Here is a 19,463-nt window from a genome sequence, read left to right on the forward strand (position 1 = left end):
GCTGCCACGATTCCGGCACCGGCCATTCGTCATGACGGCCGCTGTCCGCACGACCTGTCCCTATTGCGGTGTCGGGTGCGGGATCGTCGCGACGCCTGACAGGAAGGGCGGCGCTTCCATCGCGGGCGATCATGACCATCCTGCCAATCAGGGAAGGCTTTGTTCCAAGGGGGCGGCCTTGGGCGAGACTCTGTCGCTCGAGGATCGCCTCCTGCATCCGGAGATCGACGGCCGGCGCGTCTCGTGGGAGGTCGCCCTCGACACGGTGGCGGACGGCTTCCGGCGGACGATCGAGCAACACGGGCCCGATGCCGTCGCCTTCTACGTCTCCGGCCAGCTACTGACCGAGGACTATTACGCCGCCAACAAGCTGATCAAAGGCTTCCTCGGCACTGCCAACATCGACACCAACTCGCGTCTCTGCATGGCGTCGTCGGTGGCCGGTCACAAGCGCGCCTTCGGCAGCGACACGGTGCCCGGTGTCTACGAGGATTTCGAGCAGGCGGACCTGGTGGTGCTGGTCGGCAGCAACCTCGCCTGGTGTCATCCGGTATTGTTCCAGAGGCTCGAGGCCGCGCGGCTCGCCCGACCGTCGATGAAGGTGGTCGTGGTGGATCCGCGCCGCACCGAGACTTGCGACATCGCCGACCTTCATCTCGCACTGAGGCCCGGCAGCGACGTCGCGCTGTTCAACCTGCTGCTGGCCGGCCTCGCGGATCGCGATGTCGTCGACCGTGACTTCGTCGAGCGGCACACATCGGGGCTCGACGCGGCGCTCGCCGCCGCGCGGGCGACGGATGGTTCCGTCTGCGGACTGTCGCAGGCCGAGGTCGAGACCTTCCTCGACTGGTTCGCCCGCACCGAGAAGGTCGTGACGCTCTATTCCCAGGGCGTGAACCAGTCGAGTGCCGGCGTCGACAAGGTCAATGCGCTGATCAACTGCCACCTGTTGACCGGTCGCATCGGTCGGCCCGGCATGGGACCCTTTTCGATCACCGGCCAGCCCAACGCGATGGGGGGCCGAGAGGTCGGGGCGCTGTCCAACACGCTCGCCGCGCACATGGATTTCGGCCCGGCGGAAATCGACCGGGTCGCGCGCTTCTGGCGGGCGCCGCGCATGGCGACCCGGCCCGGCCTGAAGGCGGTCGATCTGTTCGAGGCCGTTCGCGCTGGCCGCATCAAGGCGGTGTGGATCATGGCGACCAATCCGGTCGCCAGCCTGCCCGATGCCGATGCGGTGCGCGAGGCGTTGCGCGGTTGCGACTACTCGATCGTCTCCGAGGCGATCCGCGCCAGCGACACGGTGGATGCCTGTCGCATCCGGCTGCCCGCGCTCGCCTGGGCGGAGAAGGACGGCACCGTGACGAACTCCGAGCGCGGTATCTCGCGCCAACGTCCCTTCCTGCCGCCGCCCGGCGAGGCGAAGCAGGACTGGTGGATCATCTCGGAGGTTGCGCGGCGTCTCGGCCATGGCGAGGCCTTCGCGTGGCGCGGAGTCGCCGACATCTTCCGCGAACACGCCGCACTCTCGGGCTTCGAGAACGGCGGCATGCGCGACTTCGACATCGGCACATGCGCAGCGATCGACGATGCCGCCTATGATGCGCTTCGACCCTTCGTCTGGGGCAGTGCCGCCGACCGCCGCTTCTTCGGCGACGGCCGCTTCTTCCACGCCGATCATCGCGCACGCTTCATCGCCACGACACCGCGTCCGCCGGTGAATACGCCCGTCGAAGCGCACCCGCTGATCCTCAATACCGGGCGTGTGCGCGACCAGTGGCACACCATGACGCGTACGGGTAAGTCAGTGCGCCTTGCGGGCCATCGCCCGGAGCCCGCGATCGAGTTGCATCCGCGCGATGCTTCGGCGCGAGGTCTCGCCGATGGTGACATTGCGGAGGTGAAGAGCGCGTGGGGCCGTGGCGTCTTGCGCGTTCATGTGACCGATTCGTTACGCGCCGGCGAGGTCTTCGCGCCGATGCACTGGACCGCGCAGGTGAGTCGTGCGGGTCGCGTCAACGCTGCAGTGAATCCGGCGGTCGATCCCATCTCGGGGCAACCCGAACTTAAACACACGCCCGTCGAGATTCGTCGTCTAGATATGCGCTGGCATGGCACGATTCTCGCTCGTCGCCCGATCATGCTGCCGGAAATTCAATACTGGGCACGGATCAGGGGCGCTGGTTTCAATGCCTACGCCGTTGCTGGCGACCAGCCCTATGAGGTTGCAAGACGCACCCTGTCTGCTGCCGTGCGCACCACCAATCCCGGCCCGTGGCTCATCGGCGAGAATGGTGTGGGCGCCGTCATCAGCGACGGCCGGGTCGAGGCCGTAATGATGCTGGGGCCGTCCCATGACGTCGAGGCGCGCGACCGACTGGCGCCCTACATGGCGCTCGACCGGCTGACGATGGCGCAGCGCGACGAGTTGCTGAATGGCGGCACGGAAGCGCATCGTGGCGGCGAACTCTGCGCCTGCTTCGGTGTTTCGCGCGGTGCCGTCGAGGCGGCCATTGCCGACGGTGCGGCGTCGCTGGCGGCGGTCGGCGCCACCACCCATGCCGGCACCAACTGTGGGTCCTGCCGTCCCGAAATCCGCGCGCTGCTGCGCGCCGCGCGCGTCGCAAAGGTCGCGTGATGCAGGCCTTTCCGATCTTCCTCTCGTTGCAGGGACGCCGGGCGCTGGTCGTCGGTGGCGCCGACGCAGCAGCCCGCAAGGCCGAACTGCTGCTCAAGGCCGGGGCCCAGGTCTCGCTCATCGCCGAGACGGTCGGCGGCGAAGTCGCCCAGTTCATCGCCGAAGGACACGTCTCCTGGGCCGGCCGCTCGTTCGACGAAGGCGATCTCGAAGGCATGTCGCTGGTCATCGTCGCATCGGAGGACGAGTCGATACAGGCGCGCGTTTCGGCGGCCGCGCAGCGCCGCGCCGTGCCGGTCAATGTCGTCGACCGTCCCGCTTTGTCGAGCTTCATCATGCCCGCGATCATCGATCGCGCGCCCATCACCATCGCCATCTCGACCGGTGGCACGGCGCCGGCGCTGGCCCGTCGCATCCGCGCCGAGATCGAACGCACCCTGCCGGCGGCGCTGGGACGGCTGGCGCGGTTCGCCGAGATGTTCCGCGAGCAGGTACGCCGCACCCTGGTCGTGCCGCGCGCGCGGCGCCGCTTCTGGGATCGCGTCTTCGAGGGCCGGGTCGGCGAGCTTGCCCTGGCCGGCGACGAGATCGGGGCGCGCCGCGAACTGATCCGGCTGCTGGACGGCTTCCGCAGCGAGGCGCCGTCGGTCGGCATGGTCCATCTCGTCGGCGCCGGACCGGGCGATCCGGATCTTCTCACCCTGAAGGCGCACCGCCTGCTGCAGCGTGCCGACGTCCTGGTCTACGATCGGCTGGTTTCGGATGAGATCCTGTCGCTGGCGCGCCGTGACGCAGAGCGGGTCTATGTCGGCAAGCGGCGGGCGAACCATTGCGTTCCGCAGGAAGAGATCAACGACCGGCTGGTGGCGCTGGCCCGGGCGGGCAAGAGCGTCGTGCGGTTGAAGGGGGGCGACCCCTTCGTGTTCGGCCGCGGCGGCGAGGAGGTCGAAGCGCTGGTCAAGGCGGGCGTCGCCGTCGAGGTCGTGCCCGGCGTGACGGCGGCTTTGGGATGTGCCTCGAGCGCGGGCATTCCGCTCACCCATCGAGACCACGCCCAGGCCTGCGTGCTGGTCACCGGGCACCTGAAGAACGGGTCGGTCGATCTCGACTGGAAGATGCTCTCCCGGCCGCGGCAGACCGTCGTCATCTACATGGGGACGGGGGCGCTGCCGCAGATCGCCTCGCAACTCATCTCGCATGGCCTTCCGGCTTCGACCCCCGTGGCGCTGATCGAAAACGGCACCACCGACCGCGAACGACGCATCGTGGGCACCCTGGCCACCATCGACCGGCTGGCGCAGCGGGCCTTCCTGACGGGTCCAACTCTTTGCATGGTTGGTGCGGTGGTCGGGTTGGCCGTGAGCCGGGAACAGGAATTTAACTTTGAGTCGAGAATGGGTCTCTGATAAGGGTGTCTGTGACAAAAATGCAACAACACCGGGGCACGGATGCGTAGTTTTGTACTGAGCCTGGCGACACTGTTGGCATTTGCCGGCACGGGCTTCGCCCAGACCAATACAGGGGCTTCGACCGCTCCCAAGGTCAAGACCGCCGCGACCGCGACTACCAAGACTGCTACCACGAAGAAGACCACCGCTGCACCCGCGAGGTCGGCGAATGTGCAGAAGGCCGCAGCCCAGCAGAAGAAGGCTCCGCCCGTCGCGCAACAGAAGATGCGTGCGTCCCGCTACGGCGGGTTCGCGCCGGCCGCCGCCGCCTTGGCCGCGCCGGTTCCGACGCCCGATCTCGACCTGTCGAGCCCGCGCAGCCTCAGCCTGGTGAATTTCAACACCAAGGAAGAGCTGACCGTCACCTACTGGTCGAACGGCTCCTATCATCGCAGTGCGCTCGATCAGCTGAACCAGTTCCTGCGCGACAGCCGCGACAGCGGCACGACCGAGATGGACCCGCTGCTGTTCGACGTGCTGTGGCACACCGCGCGCATCTCCGGGTACAGCGGCCAGGTCGAGGTCCTGTCGGCCTTCCGCTCGCCTGAAAGCAATGCCTGGCTGGCCAGCGTCAGCCGCGGCGTGGCGCGCGACAGCCAGCACATGAACGGCAACGCCATGGACATCCGCTTCCCGGGCGTCCCGGTGTTCCGCATCCGCCAGGCTGCGCGCTCGCTGAACATGGGCGGCGTCGGCTTCTACCCGCGCTCCGGCTTCGTGCATATCGACACCGGCCCCGTTCGTTACTGGTGACGCCGCTACTGGCAACAGCATGAGTCGCATCGAGATCGTCGAGGGCGACATCACGCGCCTCGACGTCGATGCCATCGTCAACGCCGCCAACGAAAGCCTGCTGGGCGGCGGCGGTGTCGACGGTGCCATTCATCGCGCCGCCGGACCTGAGCTGTTGGCCGAGTGCCGCACGCTGGGAGGCTGCCCGACCGGCGAAGCCCGGATCACCAGTGCCTATCGCCTGAAGGCGCGGCGCATCATTCATACGGTCGGTCCGGTCTGGCGCGGCGGCACGCAGGGCGAGCCCGAGCTCTTGGCCCGTTGCTACCGCAACGCGCTGGCGCTGGCCGTCGTGGAGGGTCTGCGAAGCATGGCCTTTCCCGCCATATCGACCGGCATCTACGGCTATCCCAAGGACGCCGCCGCCGACATCGCCGTCCGTGAGGTCCGCATGATCGGCATGCCCGAGCACGTCATCTTCTGCTGCTTCGACACGGCGACGGCCGACGTCTATCGCGAGATCCTGGGCGGATAAAATCTCCGTCGCCTCGACCGCAGCGCCGAAGGCGCGAAGTGGAGAGGCCTTCGCTCAACCAAAACCCGGCAAATCGAGGAGAGAAGATCTCTCCACTCCGCGCTGCGCGCTCCGGTCGAGATGACGGGATTTCTCTGAGCCTTTATTGCCCGTATCTGTTGGCGTTCTTCAGATACTCGAGTTCCTCTACCGTCGTGTTGCGGCCCAGGACCTCGTTGCGGTGGGGGAAGCGGCCGAAGCGGGCGACGACGTCGCGATGTTCGTGGGCGGACTTGATGTTGTTCTCGCCGCCGATCGTCTCGAACAGGGCGCAGGCCAGCTGCTGGTCGGCGAGCTGCTCGCTGTGGCCGAACGGCATGTAGAAGAACAGCCGCATGTCGACGGGAAAGACCGAGGGATAGAACCGCGCCAGCGCGTAGCGCGCGATCTCGATGGCCCGCGCATCGCCGGCAAAGGCACGTGAGGTTTTGCGGAAGCAATTCCGGGTGAACTGGTCGCACAGCAGGATCAACGCCAGCGCCCCCTCGGGCGAATCCCTCCAGGCATCGAGCTCGCCCGCGATCGCGCGTTCGATCGCGGCACCGAATCGGCCGACGGTCTCGGCGTCGAATTCCGGCGTGCTGGTCCACCAGATGTCGCGCGGCTTGGCATGATCGGGGTGGCCGAGCGGCAGGAACCAGAAATCGATGATGTCGCGGATGGACGGCGGCTGTGTCATGCGGCTTAGTTAGACAGGGCACGCAGAAGCCGTCGAGAGAGGAAACCGTGGGCAAGGTCAAAAACGTTTTGTTCATCATGTGCGACCAGCTGCGCGCGGACCATCTGTCCTGCGCCGGCCATCCGCACCTCAAGACGCCGGCGATCGATGCGCTGGCGGCGCGCGGCGTGCGCTTCCCGCGCGCCTATGTGCAGTCCGGCGTCTGCGGTCCCAGCCGCATGAGCTTCTATACCGGCCGCTACATGTCGAGCCACGGCGCCACCTGGAACCGCGTGCCGCTCTCCTTGCGCGAGAAGACTCTCGGCGAATTCCTGTCGGCCGCCGGAATCCGGGTGGCGCTGGCCGGCAAGACCCATGTGCTGCCCGATCTCGAGGCGCTGGAACGATTCGGCATCGAGGGCGGCTCGGCCCTGGAGGCGCTGATGCGCGCCGGCCGCTTCGAGGAACTGGACCGTTACGATGGACACTCGCCGCCCGGTGCGGAGAGCGGCTATGCCGACTATCTGCGGCGTCACGGCTACGTCTCCGACGATCCGTGGAGCGACTTCGTGATCGCGGCCGACGGGCCCGGCGGCGAGAAGGCCTCGGGCTGGCACATGCGCAATGTCCACCTGCCGGCGCGCGTGAAGGAGGAGCATTCCGAGACCGCCTACATGACGCGCGAGGCCATGCGCTTCATCGACGAGATGGGCGAGAAGCCGTGGTGCCTGCATCTCAGCTACGTGAAGCCGCACTGGCCCTACATGGCGCCGGCGCCCTATCACAACATGTACGGAGCCGCCGACATGCTGCCGCTGAACCGCGACGAGCAGGAGCGGGCGAACGAGCATCCCGTGCTGGCGGCCTATCGAGAGATGGAGGAATCGGTCTCCTTCAGCCGGCCCGAGGCGCCGGGCATCGTGCGGCCCGCCTATATGGGGCTGATCCGGCAGCTCGACGACTGGCTTGGCCGCCTGTTCGCCCACATGGAACGCGCCGGCCGGCTCGACGACACGCTGATCATCTTCACCGCCGACCATGGCGACTTCCTGGGCGACCACTGGCTGGGCGAAAAGGAGATGTTCTACGAGGAGGCGCAGCGTGTGCCCTTCATCGTGGTCGATCCCGATCCCGAGGCCGACCTGACGCGCGGCACGGTCGACGAACGCTTCGTCGAGGCGATCGACGTCGTGCCGACCATCCTCGAAACCTTGGGCCTGCCGCCGCAGGACCATCTGCTGGAAGGGCGTTCGCTGCTGCCGCTGCTGCGCAAGATCCATCTCGACACGTGGCGCGACGCGGTGTTCTCGGAACTCGACTATTCGTTCCGCGAGGCGCGCACGATCCTCGGTCGCAAGCCCAACGAATGCCGCGCCATCATGGTGCGCACCGACCGCTGGAAATACGTCTGGTGGCAGGGGTACCGGCCGATGCTGTTCGATCTCGCCAACGATCCGAAGGAACGGCGCGACCTCGGCGACGACCTGACCTACGCGCCGATCTTCCGCGAGATGGAGGATCGGCTGAACGCCTGGGCGAAGGCGCGCAAGAGCCGCGTCACCGTCGACGACGCCTATGTCGCGGCGCGCACGGCAAAGCATCGCCAGCACGGCATCTTCTTCGGCCAGTGGTAAAAATGAATAGTGACATGAGCACGAACCCCTACATCCTCCACGGCTTCGGCCCCTCGCCCTATTCGGTGAAGATGCGCGCGATCCTGCGCTATCGCCGGCTGCCCTTTATCTGGAAGGCCGTGGGCTGGCCGCGCGACGTCGCGGTCGCGGCCGGCCTGCCCCCGGTGATCCCGGCGCTGACCTTCCCCGATGGCACGGTGATGAACGATTCGACGCCGCTCGCTTACGCGCTGGAGCGTGCCCATCCCGGCCAGCGCTCGATCGTGCCCGACGATCCGGCGCACGCCTATCTCAGCGACCTGCTGGAGGATTTCGGCGACGAGTGGGTCACCAAGATCATGTTCCACTATCGCTGGTTCTATGCGCCCGACCGCGCGTTCGCCCAGGATTGGGTGATCACCTCGCGCGATCCGCAGATGCCTGCGGCCGAGCGGCGCGAGGCGATGCAGGCCTTCAACGACCGCCAGGTCGGCCGCATGGCGATGGTCGGCTGCACCGAGGGCAACCGTCCCGTCATCGAGGACAGCTACCGCTTCATCCTCGACACGCTCGATCCCCATGTCCGGAAGATGGAGTATCTGTTCGGCTCGCGCCCGTCGCTCGCCGATTTCGGCCTGTTCGGCCAGCTGCAGATCCTGTCGGTCGATCCGACGCCGATGATGGAGATGCGGGCGCGGGCCCCCGACGTCTATTGCTGGCTGCTGCGTCTCGACGATGCGTCGGGTGTCGATGGCGAATGGCTGACGGCCGATGCACCCTTGCCGGACGGCGTGACGGCACTGCTGAAGCATTGCGGCGAGACCTACCTGCCGTTCCTGGCGGCCAACCGCGCGGCGCTCGAAGCGGGCGCCCCCTCGGTCGATCTCGACATCCTCGGCCGGCCGTGGAGCCAGGCGCCTTTTCGCTACCAGGCCAAGTGCTACGACGCCTTGCGCAAGAAGCTGGCGGCACTGCCGGCCGACTTGCGCCGGCGCCTCGATCCCGTGCTCGAAGCGACGGGCTGCCTGCGCTGGCTCGAATAGCATGTGCTTTCGGCGGACTTAATCCGATCAGAACTCCATCGGGTCGCGGAAGTGCGCCTTGAAGATGCGGTCGCGGTGTTCGACCAGGATCGGGTCGAGCGCTGCCACGATCTGCGGGTCGGTGGCGGTGAAGGCCGGGCGTGAGGATTCGCGGATCGGGCACTGCGCGGCGGGCAATGGCAGGATCATGTTCATGATCGACGTCCAATAGACGTCGACGCAGCTCAGCGAGTCGCCCACGAAATAGGGCACGCCGCGCGTCTGTTGCGCGCGAAGCTGCGTGGTGAGCCCGTGCAGGCTGGCGGCAATGCGCGTGCCGGCAGCCGCTGCGTCGTCGGCATCGAAACCGTACTTGTCGATCAGCGGCGCCATGCGCGCACCGGCGCCGGCTTTCACCGCCATCGAGAACATCTGCAGGCGGCGGTTCCAGGCGATGCCGCCTTCGCCCAGGATCTCGTGGCCGAGGCCGATGGCCAGCGCGCGCAGCAGCGGATCGGCCGGGAGAAGGGCGGGCGTGGGCGCGAGCCGCTCGGCCAGAAGCAGGATGTCGAGCCAGCGGTTGAGCGGTGGGCCGTCGCGCCAGGCGACGACGGGACCGCTGTTCTGGCCCGACCAGGCCACAATCTCTGAATTGGCACCGCCGACGTCGAGCGGGGCGGCGACATAATCGAGCCCCTTGATCTCCAGCATCGTCTTGGCGGCCTGGCTCCACGGGCTCGGCACGCCGCGGACCAGCACAATGCGCAGTCCGTCATGGCCGATGATCTCGGCGGGAGTCTTGTAGGCGAGCATGCTGTCTCCTCTCGCGGGGATCTTTGCGGTCACGCAATGAGGTTGCCAGCGAGCATTTCGACGGCGAGGCACAGGAATTCTCATCGTGCCGCTTTCCCGTGTCGCCACCGCTCAGCGACCTCGCGGGCCGCAGCGCGAGCCGCCCCCTTCGGTTCGCGTGACGACCCTCCGGCCGACTGTTAGCGTTCGCGCCACACATAAGAAACGTCGTCTGGAGGAAACATGCAGTTCACGATCAACCGCCGCGCCCTGTTGGCCGGCGGCGCGGCTACCCTGGCCGCGCCGGGCCTCGCCCGCGCGCAGGACGCGTATCCCAACAAGCAGATCAAGTTCATCGTGCCCTACACGCCGGCCGGCGCGACCGACAACATCTCGCGCATCGTCATGGCCAAGGTCTCGGAGCTGCTGGGCCAGCAGGTGCTGATCGACAACCGCGCCGGTGGTGGCGGCACGATCGGAACCGACGCGCTCGCCAAGGCGGCACCCGATGGCTACACGATCGGCCTGATCACCGTCTCCATGTTCTGTATGGCGCCGGCGCTCTACGCCAAGCTGCCCTACGATCCGGTGAAGGATTTCTCGCCGATGGCCGGCATGTCGGTCTGGCCGAACATGCTGGTGGTCCATCCCAGCCTGCCGGTGAAGACCGTGTCGGAGCTGATCGCGCTGCTGAAGGCCAATCCCGGCAAGTACAACATGGCCTCGTCCGGCTCCGGGACCACGATCCATCTGGCCGGCGAGATGTTCAAGCAGCTCACCGGCACAGACATGGTGCATGTCCCCTACAAGGGCAGCGCCGGCGCGCTGCAGGATCTGCTCGCAGGCAACACGCACATCATGTTCGACAACATGCCGAGCTGCTGGCCGCACGTGCAGGCCGGCAAGCTGCGGGCGCTGGGCGTGACCAGCCGAGAGCGCAACAAGGCGGCCCCCGACGTGCCGGCGATCATCGAATTCGTGCCGAACTACGTGGTCGAGGTCTGGATGGGCTTCGGCGGACCGGCCGGCGTGCCGCAGCCCATCGTCGACAAGCTGGCCGCGGTCGGCACCAAGGCGCTCGAGGATTCCGAGGTGAAGGCCCGGTTTGCCGCCCTGGGCAGCGATCCCTGGCCGATGGCCCCGAAGGGGCTACAGGACCGCATCGTGAGCGAAATCGCCGTCTGGGCGCCGATCGTGAAGGCCAGCGGGGCGAAGGTCGACGGCTGAGGCCCTCGGAGCGCCGCCGGCCGACAAGCATCGGACTCCGGCGGCAAAGCTCTGTATAAGGCCGCGATGACAAAAGAAGCAGCCTTCGGCAAGCACATGGTGTGGACGATAGACCCGCGCACCAAATCTGAAATCGGCATCGGCTACTCGAGCCTGGTTGAAGCTCAGGCAGAGGCCGTGAAGCTGGAGCAGGTGGGTTACACCATCCTGCGGATCAGCCCGACCACGCTGCCCAAGCCCAATTCCTGAGGGTCGGCAGCTGCAAGCAGAAACGGCCGCCCCTGGGGCGGCCGTCCTGCTGTTTGGCGTAGGGCGTGCGTAAAGAGCTACGCCGGGCGGGATGAGGTCGGCACCATCGTATCGACCAGCTTGCCCGCCATGCCCTCGACCTTCTCGCCGAGATGCGCGCCGGCGATCTCTTCGGTCACCGTGTCCTTCGCGGTCTCGAGGACCTCACGCCCCTTGTCGATCGCCTGGGCGCCGACCTTGCCGAGCACGTTGCGTTCGGCCTGGGAGACCGGCAGCGCCGCGCCGAAGATCGCTCCCAGCGCCGCGCCCATTGCCGCGACCAGGATGGGCTGCTCTTCCAGAAGCTTGGAGACGGCCTGACGCGTGTCGGACGCCAGCTTGGTGGCATCCTCGCCGAGATGCTCGGCGGTGTGCTTGCCGTCTTCCATCATGTGCTTGGCCTGGCCGAGCTGCTCGTCCGCCTTGCCGCGAAGCGCATCGGCGGTGCCGGCGGCCCGGTCCTTAAGTGACGCGGCGGTTTCGCTGACCATGCCGGTGACCTTGTCGGTCACGCCAGCAACCTTGTCACTGGCCTGGCCTGCCATGGAGCGGGCCGTGTCGGCGGCGGCGCCGGCCGCATTCTTCACGCTGCCGGCTGCCGCGACGGCGGCGTCGGTGCCGACGGTCGTTGCAGCCTTCAGCGCCGAGGTCGCGCTCGACATCACGTCGGCGCCGGTGGTGCGCGTCAGCATCATGGTGAGGCCCGCGCCGATAAGCAGAGCGGCCCCCGGATTGGTCCGGGCCGATTCGGCCAGGCTCTTCACCACGGAGAGGCTGCTGTCGCGCAGCACGCCCACCAGCTCGGTGGACAGGGCCGAACTCGTCATGCCTTCACGCAATTGACCGAGGGTGTTGGACAGGCCGGCGCGCTGGGCTTCGGCTTCACGTTGCAGTTGGGCGCTCTCTCTCATGTCAGGCTCTCCTTCGCCATGCGAGCATCGCTCTGCAGGGACGTGATGGTACGGGTCGGGGTGGGGTCAACGGCGCCAATGGTCTTCTTGCCGGCAAGAAGCACGATGATTCCGCCGAGGGCGGAGCCGCCGGCGACGATCAGGATGGCCAAGGCAGGCGCCACGCCACCTTCAATAAGAGCGGCGACGACGGCCTGAAGCACGAGAATGACAGCGCCGATGATGAAGACGGTGCCCACCAGCATCATGACGAGACCGCTGACGACGCTGGTGCGCAGGGCGTCGGCCTTCTCGCCGATCTCGACGCGGGCCAGACGGATCTCTGTCTGGATCAGGTCGGCGCTGCGGCCGAGCGCGTCGGTCACGAGGGTGACGACACCGGGCCTTTCCTGGGTATTCATGGAAATCTCCTAGACGTCGATGCGGCCGACATTGGGCTCGTCCGCCCGCGGTCCGGCCGGTTCGGCGGAGGCGCCCATCCCGGCCTTTACAATCCGGGAGAGCGCAAACCCTACGATGGCGGAACCGGCCAGCAGGGCGAGCGGCTGGCGCTTGCCGAAATCGGTCGCCATGGTCAGGAGTTCTCCGGCTGACTTGTCGCGCAGGTCGTCGGCGAGGCGGTCGATACGCTGTCCGGTCGAACGCACATAGTCGGCGACGGCGGGCGATTGCTCTTCCAGCGAACCTGCTAGCGTTGCGGCGGTCTTGCCCAGTGCCGACACGGCGGCGGCGCCGCTCTCGGTCGAACGGCCGGCCAGTTCTTCGGCCTTGCCCGTAAGCGCGGTCTTGATCTCGCTCACGGCCGCGCCGAGATCCGGCTTTGCCTTCGTGGATTGATACTGAGAGGTATCGGACATCGTTGGTCTCCCTCGACGATCTCGTGGTCGGCAGAACGCCGTGATGGATCGCGCGCTGGCAACGTGCCCTGGGGGAATTTCGTTCCTGAAATATTGTCACGGGCTGAGCGCGTACCGTGGCGAACGCAGCGTGAGTCTTGTTCGTCACGAGCAACCGGTCCGAACGATGCTGCGTTGCGGCAGGACCTGGTCGGTATGAGGGACGCCGTGATTCGATTGCTCGTGCTTCTCGTCGTATTCGTTGTCGGCAGTTTCTCAACCGCTCATGCACAGGGCTTTTTCGACAAGTTGATCGAGCGCGCGCGGCTGTCGGCGGGTCAGACCTATGCGAAGGAGGCGGCCATCCCGGATACGGCGAAGCTCGGGTACGATACGTACCGCGGCATCCGTTTCAGACCCGACTCGATCCTGTGGCGCGAGGGCGGGGGTCGTTTCCGGGTCGAGTTCTTCCCGACCGGCTTCCTCTATCAGACGCCCGTGAAGCTATACGTCATCACCCGGAGCGGGACGCCGGACACCGCGGGGACAGCGACGGCCCTCTCCGCTTCGCCCGACATGTTCGACTTCGGCACAGCGCCGCCGCCGGCACAGGTCGGCTTCGCCGGCTTCAAGGTCACGTATCCGCTGTACGGTGAGAAGCACGACGAGATCATCTCCTTCCTGGGCGCCAGTTACTTCCGTCCCATCGGCAAGGGCCAGGCCTATGGCGCGTCGTCGCGCGGGTTGGCGATCGATACGGCCCAGCCGCGGTCGGAGGAATTTCCCGAGTTTCGCGAGTTCTGGCTGGTCGAACCGGCGCCGGGCGACAAGACGCTGACGGTCTACGCCTTGCTCGAATCGCCGGGCGCCAGCGGCGCCTATGCCTTCACCGTTACGCCGGGGGTGCGCACCACGGTCGATGTCGATGCCCGTCTCTTCATGCGCCATGGCGTGTCGATGCTGGGCATTGCACCGCTCACCAGCATGTTCCTGTCGGGCAAGTCCGGTCCCTGGCGCGACGACTTCCGACCGGAGGTCCACGATTCCGACGGGCTTGCGATGGTGACCGGCGAGGGCGAGCGGATCTGGCGCCCGCTCACCAATCCCGGGTCGTTGCAGGTCTCCTCGTTCGTCGACAACAATCCGCGTGGCTTCGGTCTGCAGCAGCGCGAGCGGCGCTTCGATCGTTACCAGGATAGTGTCGCCAAATATCAGACTCGTCCCAGCCTGTGGGTCGAGCCGAAGGGTGACTGGGGCGAAGGCGAGGTCCGCCTCGTCGAGATCCCGACGCCATCTGAATATCACGACAATATCGTGGCCTTTTGGGTGTCGCGCTGGCCGGTCGCCAAGGGCCAGGCGCTCGAATACCGCTATCGCCTCTCGGCGCTGAACGACGAAGCGGCCCTCGCGTCCGATGCGCGCGTGGTGGCAACGCGCCAGGCAACGATCGAGGGCAACGCCAAGGGGCGCCGGCTCGTGGTCGAGTTCGAGGGCGACACTTTGACCAAGCTCGCAGAGGAACGGCTGGTCGCGTCCAACGTAGAGGTCAGCGGCGGAAAGCTGCTGCGCACCGAGATCGACCAGCCGCCCGGTTCTGCCAATCGACGTCTGTTCATCGATGTCGAACTGGAAGGGCGGCGGCCGATCGATATCCGCGCATACCTGACCGTCGGGGGAGACCGGCTGAGCGAGACTTTCGCCGGCCAGGTCCGCCCTTGATCCAAGTTCGAGCAGAGAGCGCGCCCATGGAAAACATCGACAACTCGCTCTGGAATCTCGACCGCCATGCCGGCAAGGCGGGCTGGCGGAGGTTTTTCCTGCTTGTTTTCGTGGCCGTCACCACGGCAGCGGGGCTGCAGCTGCTGGCGATGGCGTTGGGCCCACAGGTTCCTTATGGCCTGGCCATCGCGTTGCTTGCGGTCTTCACCCTCAGCTTCGGCTGGATAGCGCTCTCCTTCTGGACCGCGATCGTCGGCTTCATTCTCAAAAGCTTTGGCCTGCATCCCCTCTCCCTGCGCCGCCGAGGCCCGGGTGACGGTGCGCCGGACGGAACCGTCCCGGCGCTGCGCGGTCGCACGGCCATTCTGGTGCCCGTCTACAACGAGGCACCCGACGAGGTCTTCGCCCGCCTCGAGACCACCTGGCACTCGCTCGAGACGACCGGCCAGTCGAAGGCGTTCGAGTTGTTCGTGCTGAGCGACACGACGAACGATGCGATCGCGGCCGAAGAAGAGGCCGGCGTCGAGGTGCTGCGCGAGCGACTGGGACTCGGTGAACGCCTGCACTGGCGCCGACGCCAGCGGAATGTCGGACGCAAGGCAGGCAACATCGCCGACTGGCTCGACACGCAGGGCGCGCGGTTCGACCATATGATCGTGTTCGACGCCGACAGCGTGATGTCGGGCGACACGATGGTGCGGCTCGCCGCGCTGATGGAAGCCAGTCCGCAGACGGGCATTATCCAGACTCATGCCGTCGCCATGGGCCGTGAGACCCTGTTCGCGCGCATCCTGCAGTTCTCGTCACGCGTCTACGGCAGCATGGTCTCGACTGGCCACTCCTTCTGGAACATGGGCGAGGCGAACTACTACGGTCACAATGCGATCATCCGCGTCGCGGCCTTCTCCGAGCATTGCCGCCTGCCGGTCCTCAGCGGTCGCGCGCCGTTCGGCGGGGAGATCCTCAGCCATGACTTCGTCGAGGCCGCCTTCATCCGCCGGGCCGGCTTCCATGTGTGGAGCCTGCCCAACCTGGGCGGCAGCTTCGAGGAACTCCCGACCAACGTCGTCGACTATGCGGTGCGCGACCGGCGCTGGATGCAGGGCAATCTCCAGCATGCGCGGCTGGTCTTCACGCGTGGTCTGCACTGGATGAGCCGCCTGCACCTCGTGATGGGCATCATGGGCTATCTCGCCTCGCCGCTCTGGCTGGGCTCGCTGCTGCTCAGCGCCGCGATCGTGCTCGAGCACGAGATCGTCGGGCCGGTCTACTTCGGCAACGCGCCATCGCTGTTCCCCAACTGGCCGCAGTACAATACCGGCCACGTGCACGCGCTGCTGCTGGTGACCACGCTGCTGCTGTTCCTGCCCAAGCTGCTGGCGCTGGTCCTGTCCCTGCGCGCGCCGGCGCCGGCTTACGGTGGACGCTTGGCATTGACGTTCAGTGTGGTGCTGGAGACCTTGTTCTCCGCCCTGCTGGCGCCGGTGATGATGCTCTTCCACTCGCTGTTCATGCTGGGCATCCTGGCCGGGCGCGCGGTGGGCTGGCCGCCGCAGGCGCGCGGCGAGCGCGGCATGCCCTGGGCTCTCGCCCTGGGCAGACACGGCGGCCAAGTCGCGCTGGGCGCGGCCGCCGTGGTGGTCATGGGCTACTGGGCGCCCGCGTTTCTTTACTGGCTGCTGCCCGTGGTCGCCGGTCTGGTGCTCGCGCCGCTGCTGGCCGTGTATTCGAGCCGCCGGGACCTCGGCATCGCCGCCCGCCGTTGGCGCATGTTCATGACGCCGGAGGAAAAGCCGGAGGAACGGGTTTCGCAGGCGCCGGCGTCGCCTACTTGAACTCGTACTTGTCGATCAGCCAGGGCTCGTGCTCGGCGGCATCGACCCATTCCTTCACCGCGGGATGTCCGAGCACGGCGGTGCAATAGGCGTCGGCGTCGCCGTCGAGCGTGACGCTGTAGGTCTTGAAGCGGGTCACGACGGGCGCGAACATCGCATCCGCGGCCCCGAAGGCGCCGAACAGGAAGCCCTCGTCCTTCTGGAACGCGCCGGAAAATCGCTTGCGGCAGTCGCGCCACAGGAAGGTCATGCGCTCGATGTCCGCGCGAACGCCCGGCGACATGCCCTTGCCGGGAAGCGACGCACGGATGTTCATCGGCATGTTGTCGCGCAGATCGGTGAAGCTCGAGTGCATTTCGGCCGAGATCGAGCGGGCATGGGCGCGCGCGGCGGCCGAAGGCGGCCACAGGCCGGCCTCGGGCTTGAGATCGTTCAGATATTCGGCGATGGCGAGTGAATCCCAGACGGCCAGGCCGCGATGCAGCAGCACCGGCACGCGCCCGGAGGGTGAGTGCTTGCGGATCGCCGCCTGCGTCTCGGGCCTGTCGAGCGGCACCACGATCTCGTCGAACTCGATGCCGGCGATCCTGGCCATCAGCCAGCCGCGCATCGACCACGACGAATAGTTCTTGTTGCCGATCACGACGGTGAACTCGGCCATATACGCCCTCCTTGCCAGCCATGGAGTTTGGCCGGCAATGTTAACCATTCTCTATGATGATTGTGAGCATGGCCATGTCGCTGCCGTTCGTCGACCGTTCTTCTTCCTCCTTGCCCCTGCAGTTTGTGGGTCATTCGAAGTGGGGTGCCTGGCTGAAGGCGCAGTCTGCGGTGCAGCGGGCGTGGGTCGAATCGCTCGGCGTCTCGGGATCGCCCGGAGATATCGCGGTGTTGCCGGGCGACGACGGCAAGGCCTCCGGTGCAGTGTTTGTGATTCCGAACGCGCCGACGCTTTGGGATTTCGGCGCTCTGAGTTCCAAGCTCCCGGTGGGGACCTGGCACCTCGAGGGCGAGACCGGGCCGGTTTCGATGACCGACGCGGTCGTGGCCATCGGGCTGGGCGCCTGGACCTTCGATCGCTATCGCGCGACCAAGGCCAAGCCCGGTCCTCGCTTCGTGTGGCCGGCCGGTGCCGACAGGAAGCGCGCGGCGGCGACCGTCGAGGCGATCTCGATGGCGCGAAACCTCATCACCACGCCGTCTTCCGACATGGGCCCTGCCGAATTGGCCGCGGCGGCGCAGGATCTCGCCAAGGCGCACAAGGCAAAGATCAAAGTCATCGCGGGCGACGATCTGCTGAAGCAGAACTATCCGACGATCCATGCGGTGGGCCGGGCTTCGGCCCGCGCACCGCGGCTGATCGATCTCACCTGGGGCAAGGCGAGCCATCCCAAGGTGACGCTCGTCGGCAAGGGCGTGTGCTTCGACACCGGCGGCCTCGACCTCAAGCCCGCCGCAGGCATGCTGATGATGAAGAAGGACATGGGCGGCGCGGCGACCGTGCTCGCGGTGGCGTCGATGATCATGGCCACCGGCCTTCCGGTGCGGCTGCGCGTTCTGGTCCCGGCGGTGGAGAATTCCGTGTCGGGCAACGCCTTCCGGCCGATGGACGTGATCACGACGCGCAAGGGAATCACCGTCGAGATCGGCAATACCGATGCCGAAGGCCGCCTGATCCTGTGCGATGCGTTGCACGAGGGCGCGTCGGAGAAGCCCGCGATGATGATCGATTGCGCGACCCTGACCGGCGCCGCCCGCGTGGCGCTGGGCCCCGACCTGCCCGCGCTGTTCTGCAACGACGACAAGCTCGCCAATTCCCTGATCGCGGCAGGCGAGGCGGTGACCGACCCCATGTGGCGGATGCCCCTCTTCCCGGCCTATCGCCGCATGCTCGACAGCAAGGTGGCCGACATCAACAATGTCTCGGCTGGCGCCTTCGGCGGCGCGATCACGGCCGCGCTGTATCTCAAGGAATTCGTGCCCGACGACGTGCCGTGGGCGCACTTCGACATGATGGCCTGGAACAATACCAGCCGTCCCGGCCGGCCTGAGGGCGGCGAAGCCCAGGTCGCCCGCGCGATCTACCGCACGATTGCGGACAGGTTCGGGAGGTAGCAGAAACCCCGATGATGTCATCCTGAGCGAAGCGAAGGATCTAGCGTTCGCTCAGGAGTACTCCGGTCGTTCCGTCAGGTCCTTCGCTTCGCTCAGGACGACATAGAGTCAGTACCCGGTGACCGGGTCGACCGTGTTGATCAGCGGTTGTCCGGCCCGCATCCGCTTGATGTTCTCGATCACCCCGGGCGACGCGGTGCGCGGGTTGGTGGCGCCGGCGATGTGCGGCGTCACCTTGACCTTGGGGTGCGTCCAGTAGGGATGGCTCTCGGGCAGCGGCTCGGTGTTGAACACGTCGAGTGCGGCGCCGGCGAGGTGGCCCGAATCGATCGCGGCCAGCAGGTCGTCATCGACCACGTGTCCGCCGCGGCCCATGTTGATCAGATAGGCACCCTTCGGGAGTGCCGCGAACAGCTTGGCGTCGAGCAGGCCCTTGGTGTCGCGCGTCAGCGGCAGCACGTTCACCAGGATGTCGGTGCGGGCGAGGAAGGCCGCCAGCCCGTCCGGGCCGTGGAACGTCTCGACGCCCGGCAGGGTCTTCTGCGTGCGGCTCCAGCCGGCGGTCGGGAAGCCCAGGGCCGCGAACTTCTTGGCCGTGTCCTGGCCGATGGTGCCGAGACCGGTGATGCCGATGCGGCGATCGATGGTGTCGATGAACTCCTCGGGCTTCCACCGCTTCGCCTGCTGGCTCGCCGCGTACTTGTCGATGTCGCGATGATGGCGCAGCGCCCAGTAGATCGCGTACTCGCTCATCTGGCCGACCAGACCGTCGTCCATGATGCGCGTGATCGGCACGCCGGCGGGGAGCTGGTCGTCAGCCAGCAGGTGGTCGACACCCATGCCCAGCGACACGATCAGCTTGACGTTGGGGAAAGAGGCGATCAGGCCGCGATCGGGCTTCCAGGCCAGGACGACGTCGATCTCGTCCTTGTTGCCGAGAGTGTCCCGGGTGCGGAAATCGAGGGGACCAAGGCCCGCTTCGAGGACCTTCTTCCAGTGGATGCCGTCGGTATCGCGGCTGATATAGGCAATAGCGCCGGTCATTCGGTCTTTTA

At 66.8% G+C, this 19,463-nt stretch carries 18 protein-coding genes; 11 read left to right on the plus strand and 7 right to left on the minus strand.

Annotated features, from left to right (window positions below; genetic code table 11):
* Positions 1–31: 31 nt before the first annotated feature.
* The 4 genes from ACO07I_RS17125 to ACO07I_RS17140 are packed head-to-tail and all read left to right on the plus strand — an operon-like array spanning position 32 to position 5,353.
* Positions 32–2,638 (plus strand): molybdopterin-dependent oxidoreductase, encoded by a 2,607-nt coding sequence (locus ACO07I_RS17125; protein WP_422009591.1) that lies wholly within the window; start codon positions 32–34, stop codon positions 2,636–2,638.
* On the plus strand, positions 2,638–4,044 hold the full coding sequence (gene cysG / locus ACO07I_RS17130) for a siroheme synthase CysG (RefSeq protein ID WP_422018301.1): 1,407 nt from the start codon (positions 2,638–2,640) through the stop codon (positions 4,042–4,044). The genes ACO07I_RS17125 and cysG overlap by 1 nt, the downstream gene beginning before the upstream one ends.
* A 42-nt stretch (positions 4,045–4,086) precedes the next feature.
* Positions 4,087–4,839, plus strand: a complete 753-nt coding sequence (locus tag ACO07I_RS17135; protein ID WP_422009592.1) for a DUF882 domain-containing protein — start codon at positions 4,087–4,089, stop codon at positions 4,837–4,839.
* A gap of 19 nt (positions 4,840–4,858) precedes the next feature.
* Positions 4,859–5,353, plus strand: coding sequence for an O-acetyl-ADP-ribose deacetylase (locus ACO07I_RS17140; protein ID WP_422009593.1), 495 nt, complete (start codon positions 4,859–4,861; stop codon positions 5,351–5,353).
* 142 nt (positions 5,354–5,495) lie between these two features.
* Here the strand turns inward: ACO07I_RS17140 and ACO07I_RS17145 are convergent, their stop codons facing one another.
* A complete protein-coding gene (locus ACO07I_RS17145; protein WP_422009594.1) occupies positions 5,496–6,071 on the minus strand; it encodes a DUF924 family protein in 576 nt (191 codons plus the stop codon).
* A 47-nt stretch (positions 6,072–6,118) separates the two neighbouring features.
* Between ACO07I_RS17145 and ACO07I_RS17150 the strand changes: the two genes are divergently transcribed.
* Together ACO07I_RS17150 and ACO07I_RS17155 are read left to right on the plus strand one after the other, a co-directional pair.
* Positions 6,119–7,684 carry a sulfatase-like hydrolase/transferase gene (locus ACO07I_RS17150; RefSeq protein WP_422009595.1) on the plus strand — a complete coding sequence of 522 codons (1,566 nt, stop codon included), beginning with the start codon at positions 6,119–6,121 and terminating at the stop codon, positions 7,682–7,684.
* Between the two features lie 14 nt (positions 7,685–7,698).
* Positions 7,699–8,706, plus strand: coding sequence for a glutathione S-transferase N-terminal domain-containing protein (locus ACO07I_RS17155; RefSeq protein ID WP_422009596.1), 1,008 nt, complete (start codon positions 7,699–7,701; stop codon positions 8,704–8,706).
* Between the two features lie 27 nt (positions 8,707–8,733).
* On the opposite strand, the gene ACO07I_RS17160 is transcribed toward ACO07I_RS17155, so the two are convergent.
* A complete protein-coding gene (locus ACO07I_RS17160) occupies positions 8,734–9,498 on the minus strand; it encodes a hypothetical protein (protein ID WP_422009597.1) in 765 nt (254 codons plus the stop codon).
* Positions 9,499–9,720: 222 nt separating this feature from the next.
* Here ACO07I_RS17160 and ACO07I_RS17165 point away from each other — a divergent pair, with 222 nt between their 5' ends.
* Both ACO07I_RS17165 and ACO07I_RS17170 read left to right on the plus strand, forming a co-directional pair.
* Positions 9,721–10,704 carry a Bug family tripartite tricarboxylate transporter substrate binding protein gene (locus tag ACO07I_RS17165; protein WP_422009598.1) on the plus strand — a complete coding sequence of 328 codons (984 nt, stop codon included), beginning with the start codon at positions 9,721–9,723 and terminating at the stop codon, positions 10,702–10,704.
* Between the two features lie 66 nt (positions 10,705–10,770).
* A complete protein-coding gene (locus tag ACO07I_RS17170; protein ID WP_422009599.1) occupies positions 10,771–10,953 on the plus strand; it encodes a hypothetical protein in 183 nt (60 codons plus the stop codon).
* A 77-nt stretch (positions 10,954–11,030) separates the two neighbouring features.
* Here ACO07I_RS17170 and ACO07I_RS17175 read toward each other — a convergent pair whose 3' ends face one another.
* From ACO07I_RS17175 to ACO07I_RS17185, 3 genes are read right to left on the minus strand one after another with little or no spacing between them, the layout of a single operon-like run.
* Positions 11,031–11,903, minus strand: coding sequence for a hypothetical protein (locus ACO07I_RS17175; protein ID WP_422009600.1), 873 nt, complete (start codon positions 11,901–11,903; stop codon positions 11,031–11,033).
* Positions 11,900–12,304 (minus strand): phage holin family protein, encoded by a 405-nt coding sequence (locus tag ACO07I_RS17180; RefSeq protein WP_422009601.1) that lies wholly within the window; start codon positions 12,302–12,304, stop codon positions 11,900–11,902. Before ACO07I_RS17180 ends, ACO07I_RS17175 begins: the two co-directional genes overlap by 4 nt.
* A gap of 9 nt (positions 12,305–12,313) precedes the next feature.
* A complete protein-coding gene (locus ACO07I_RS17185; RefSeq protein ID WP_422009602.1) occupies positions 12,314–12,760 on the minus strand; it encodes a hypothetical protein in 447 nt (148 codons plus the stop codon).
* A gap of 207 nt (positions 12,761–12,967) precedes the next feature.
* Here ACO07I_RS17185 and ACO07I_RS17190 point away from each other — a divergent pair, with 207 nt between their 5' ends.
* Complete coding sequence (locus ACO07I_RS17190) at positions 12,968–14,458, plus strand: glucan biosynthesis protein (protein ID WP_422009603.1); 1,491 nt, start codon at positions 12,968–12,970, stop codon at positions 14,456–14,458.
* A gap of 26 nt (positions 14,459–14,484) precedes the next feature.
* Positions 14,485–16,293 (plus strand): glucans biosynthesis glucosyltransferase MdoH, encoded by a 1,809-nt coding sequence (gene mdoH / locus ACO07I_RS17195; RefSeq protein ID WP_422009604.1) that lies wholly within the window; start codon positions 14,485–14,487, stop codon positions 16,291–16,293.
* Here the strand turns inward: mdoH and ACO07I_RS17200 are convergent.
* Positions 16,286–16,954, minus strand: coding sequence for a glutathione S-transferase family protein (locus tag ACO07I_RS17200; RefSeq protein WP_422009605.1), 669 nt, complete (start codon positions 16,952–16,954; stop codon positions 16,286–16,288). The two genes, mdoH and ACO07I_RS17200, sit on opposite strands and share 8 nt — an antisense overlap.
* Before the next feature lie 74 nt (positions 16,955–17,028).
* Between ACO07I_RS17200 and ACO07I_RS17205 the strand changes: the two genes are divergently transcribed.
* Positions 17,029–18,408, plus strand: coding sequence for a leucyl aminopeptidase family protein (locus ACO07I_RS17205; protein WP_422018303.1), 1,380 nt, complete (start codon positions 17,029–17,031; stop codon positions 18,406–18,408).
* Between the two features lie 108 nt (positions 18,409–18,516).
* Here ACO07I_RS17205 and ACO07I_RS17210 read toward each other — a convergent pair whose 3' ends face one another.
* On the minus strand, positions 18,517–19,452 hold the full coding sequence (locus ACO07I_RS17210) for a 2-hydroxyacid dehydrogenase (RefSeq protein ID WP_422009606.1): 936 nt from the start codon (positions 19,450–19,452) through the stop codon (positions 18,517–18,519).
* Positions 19,453–19,463 lie beyond the last annotated feature (11 nt).

The organism is Reyranella sp. (genome assembly GCF_965227665.1).
GTDB lineage: Bacteria > Pseudomonadota > Alphaproteobacteria > Reyranellales > Reyranellaceae > Reyranella.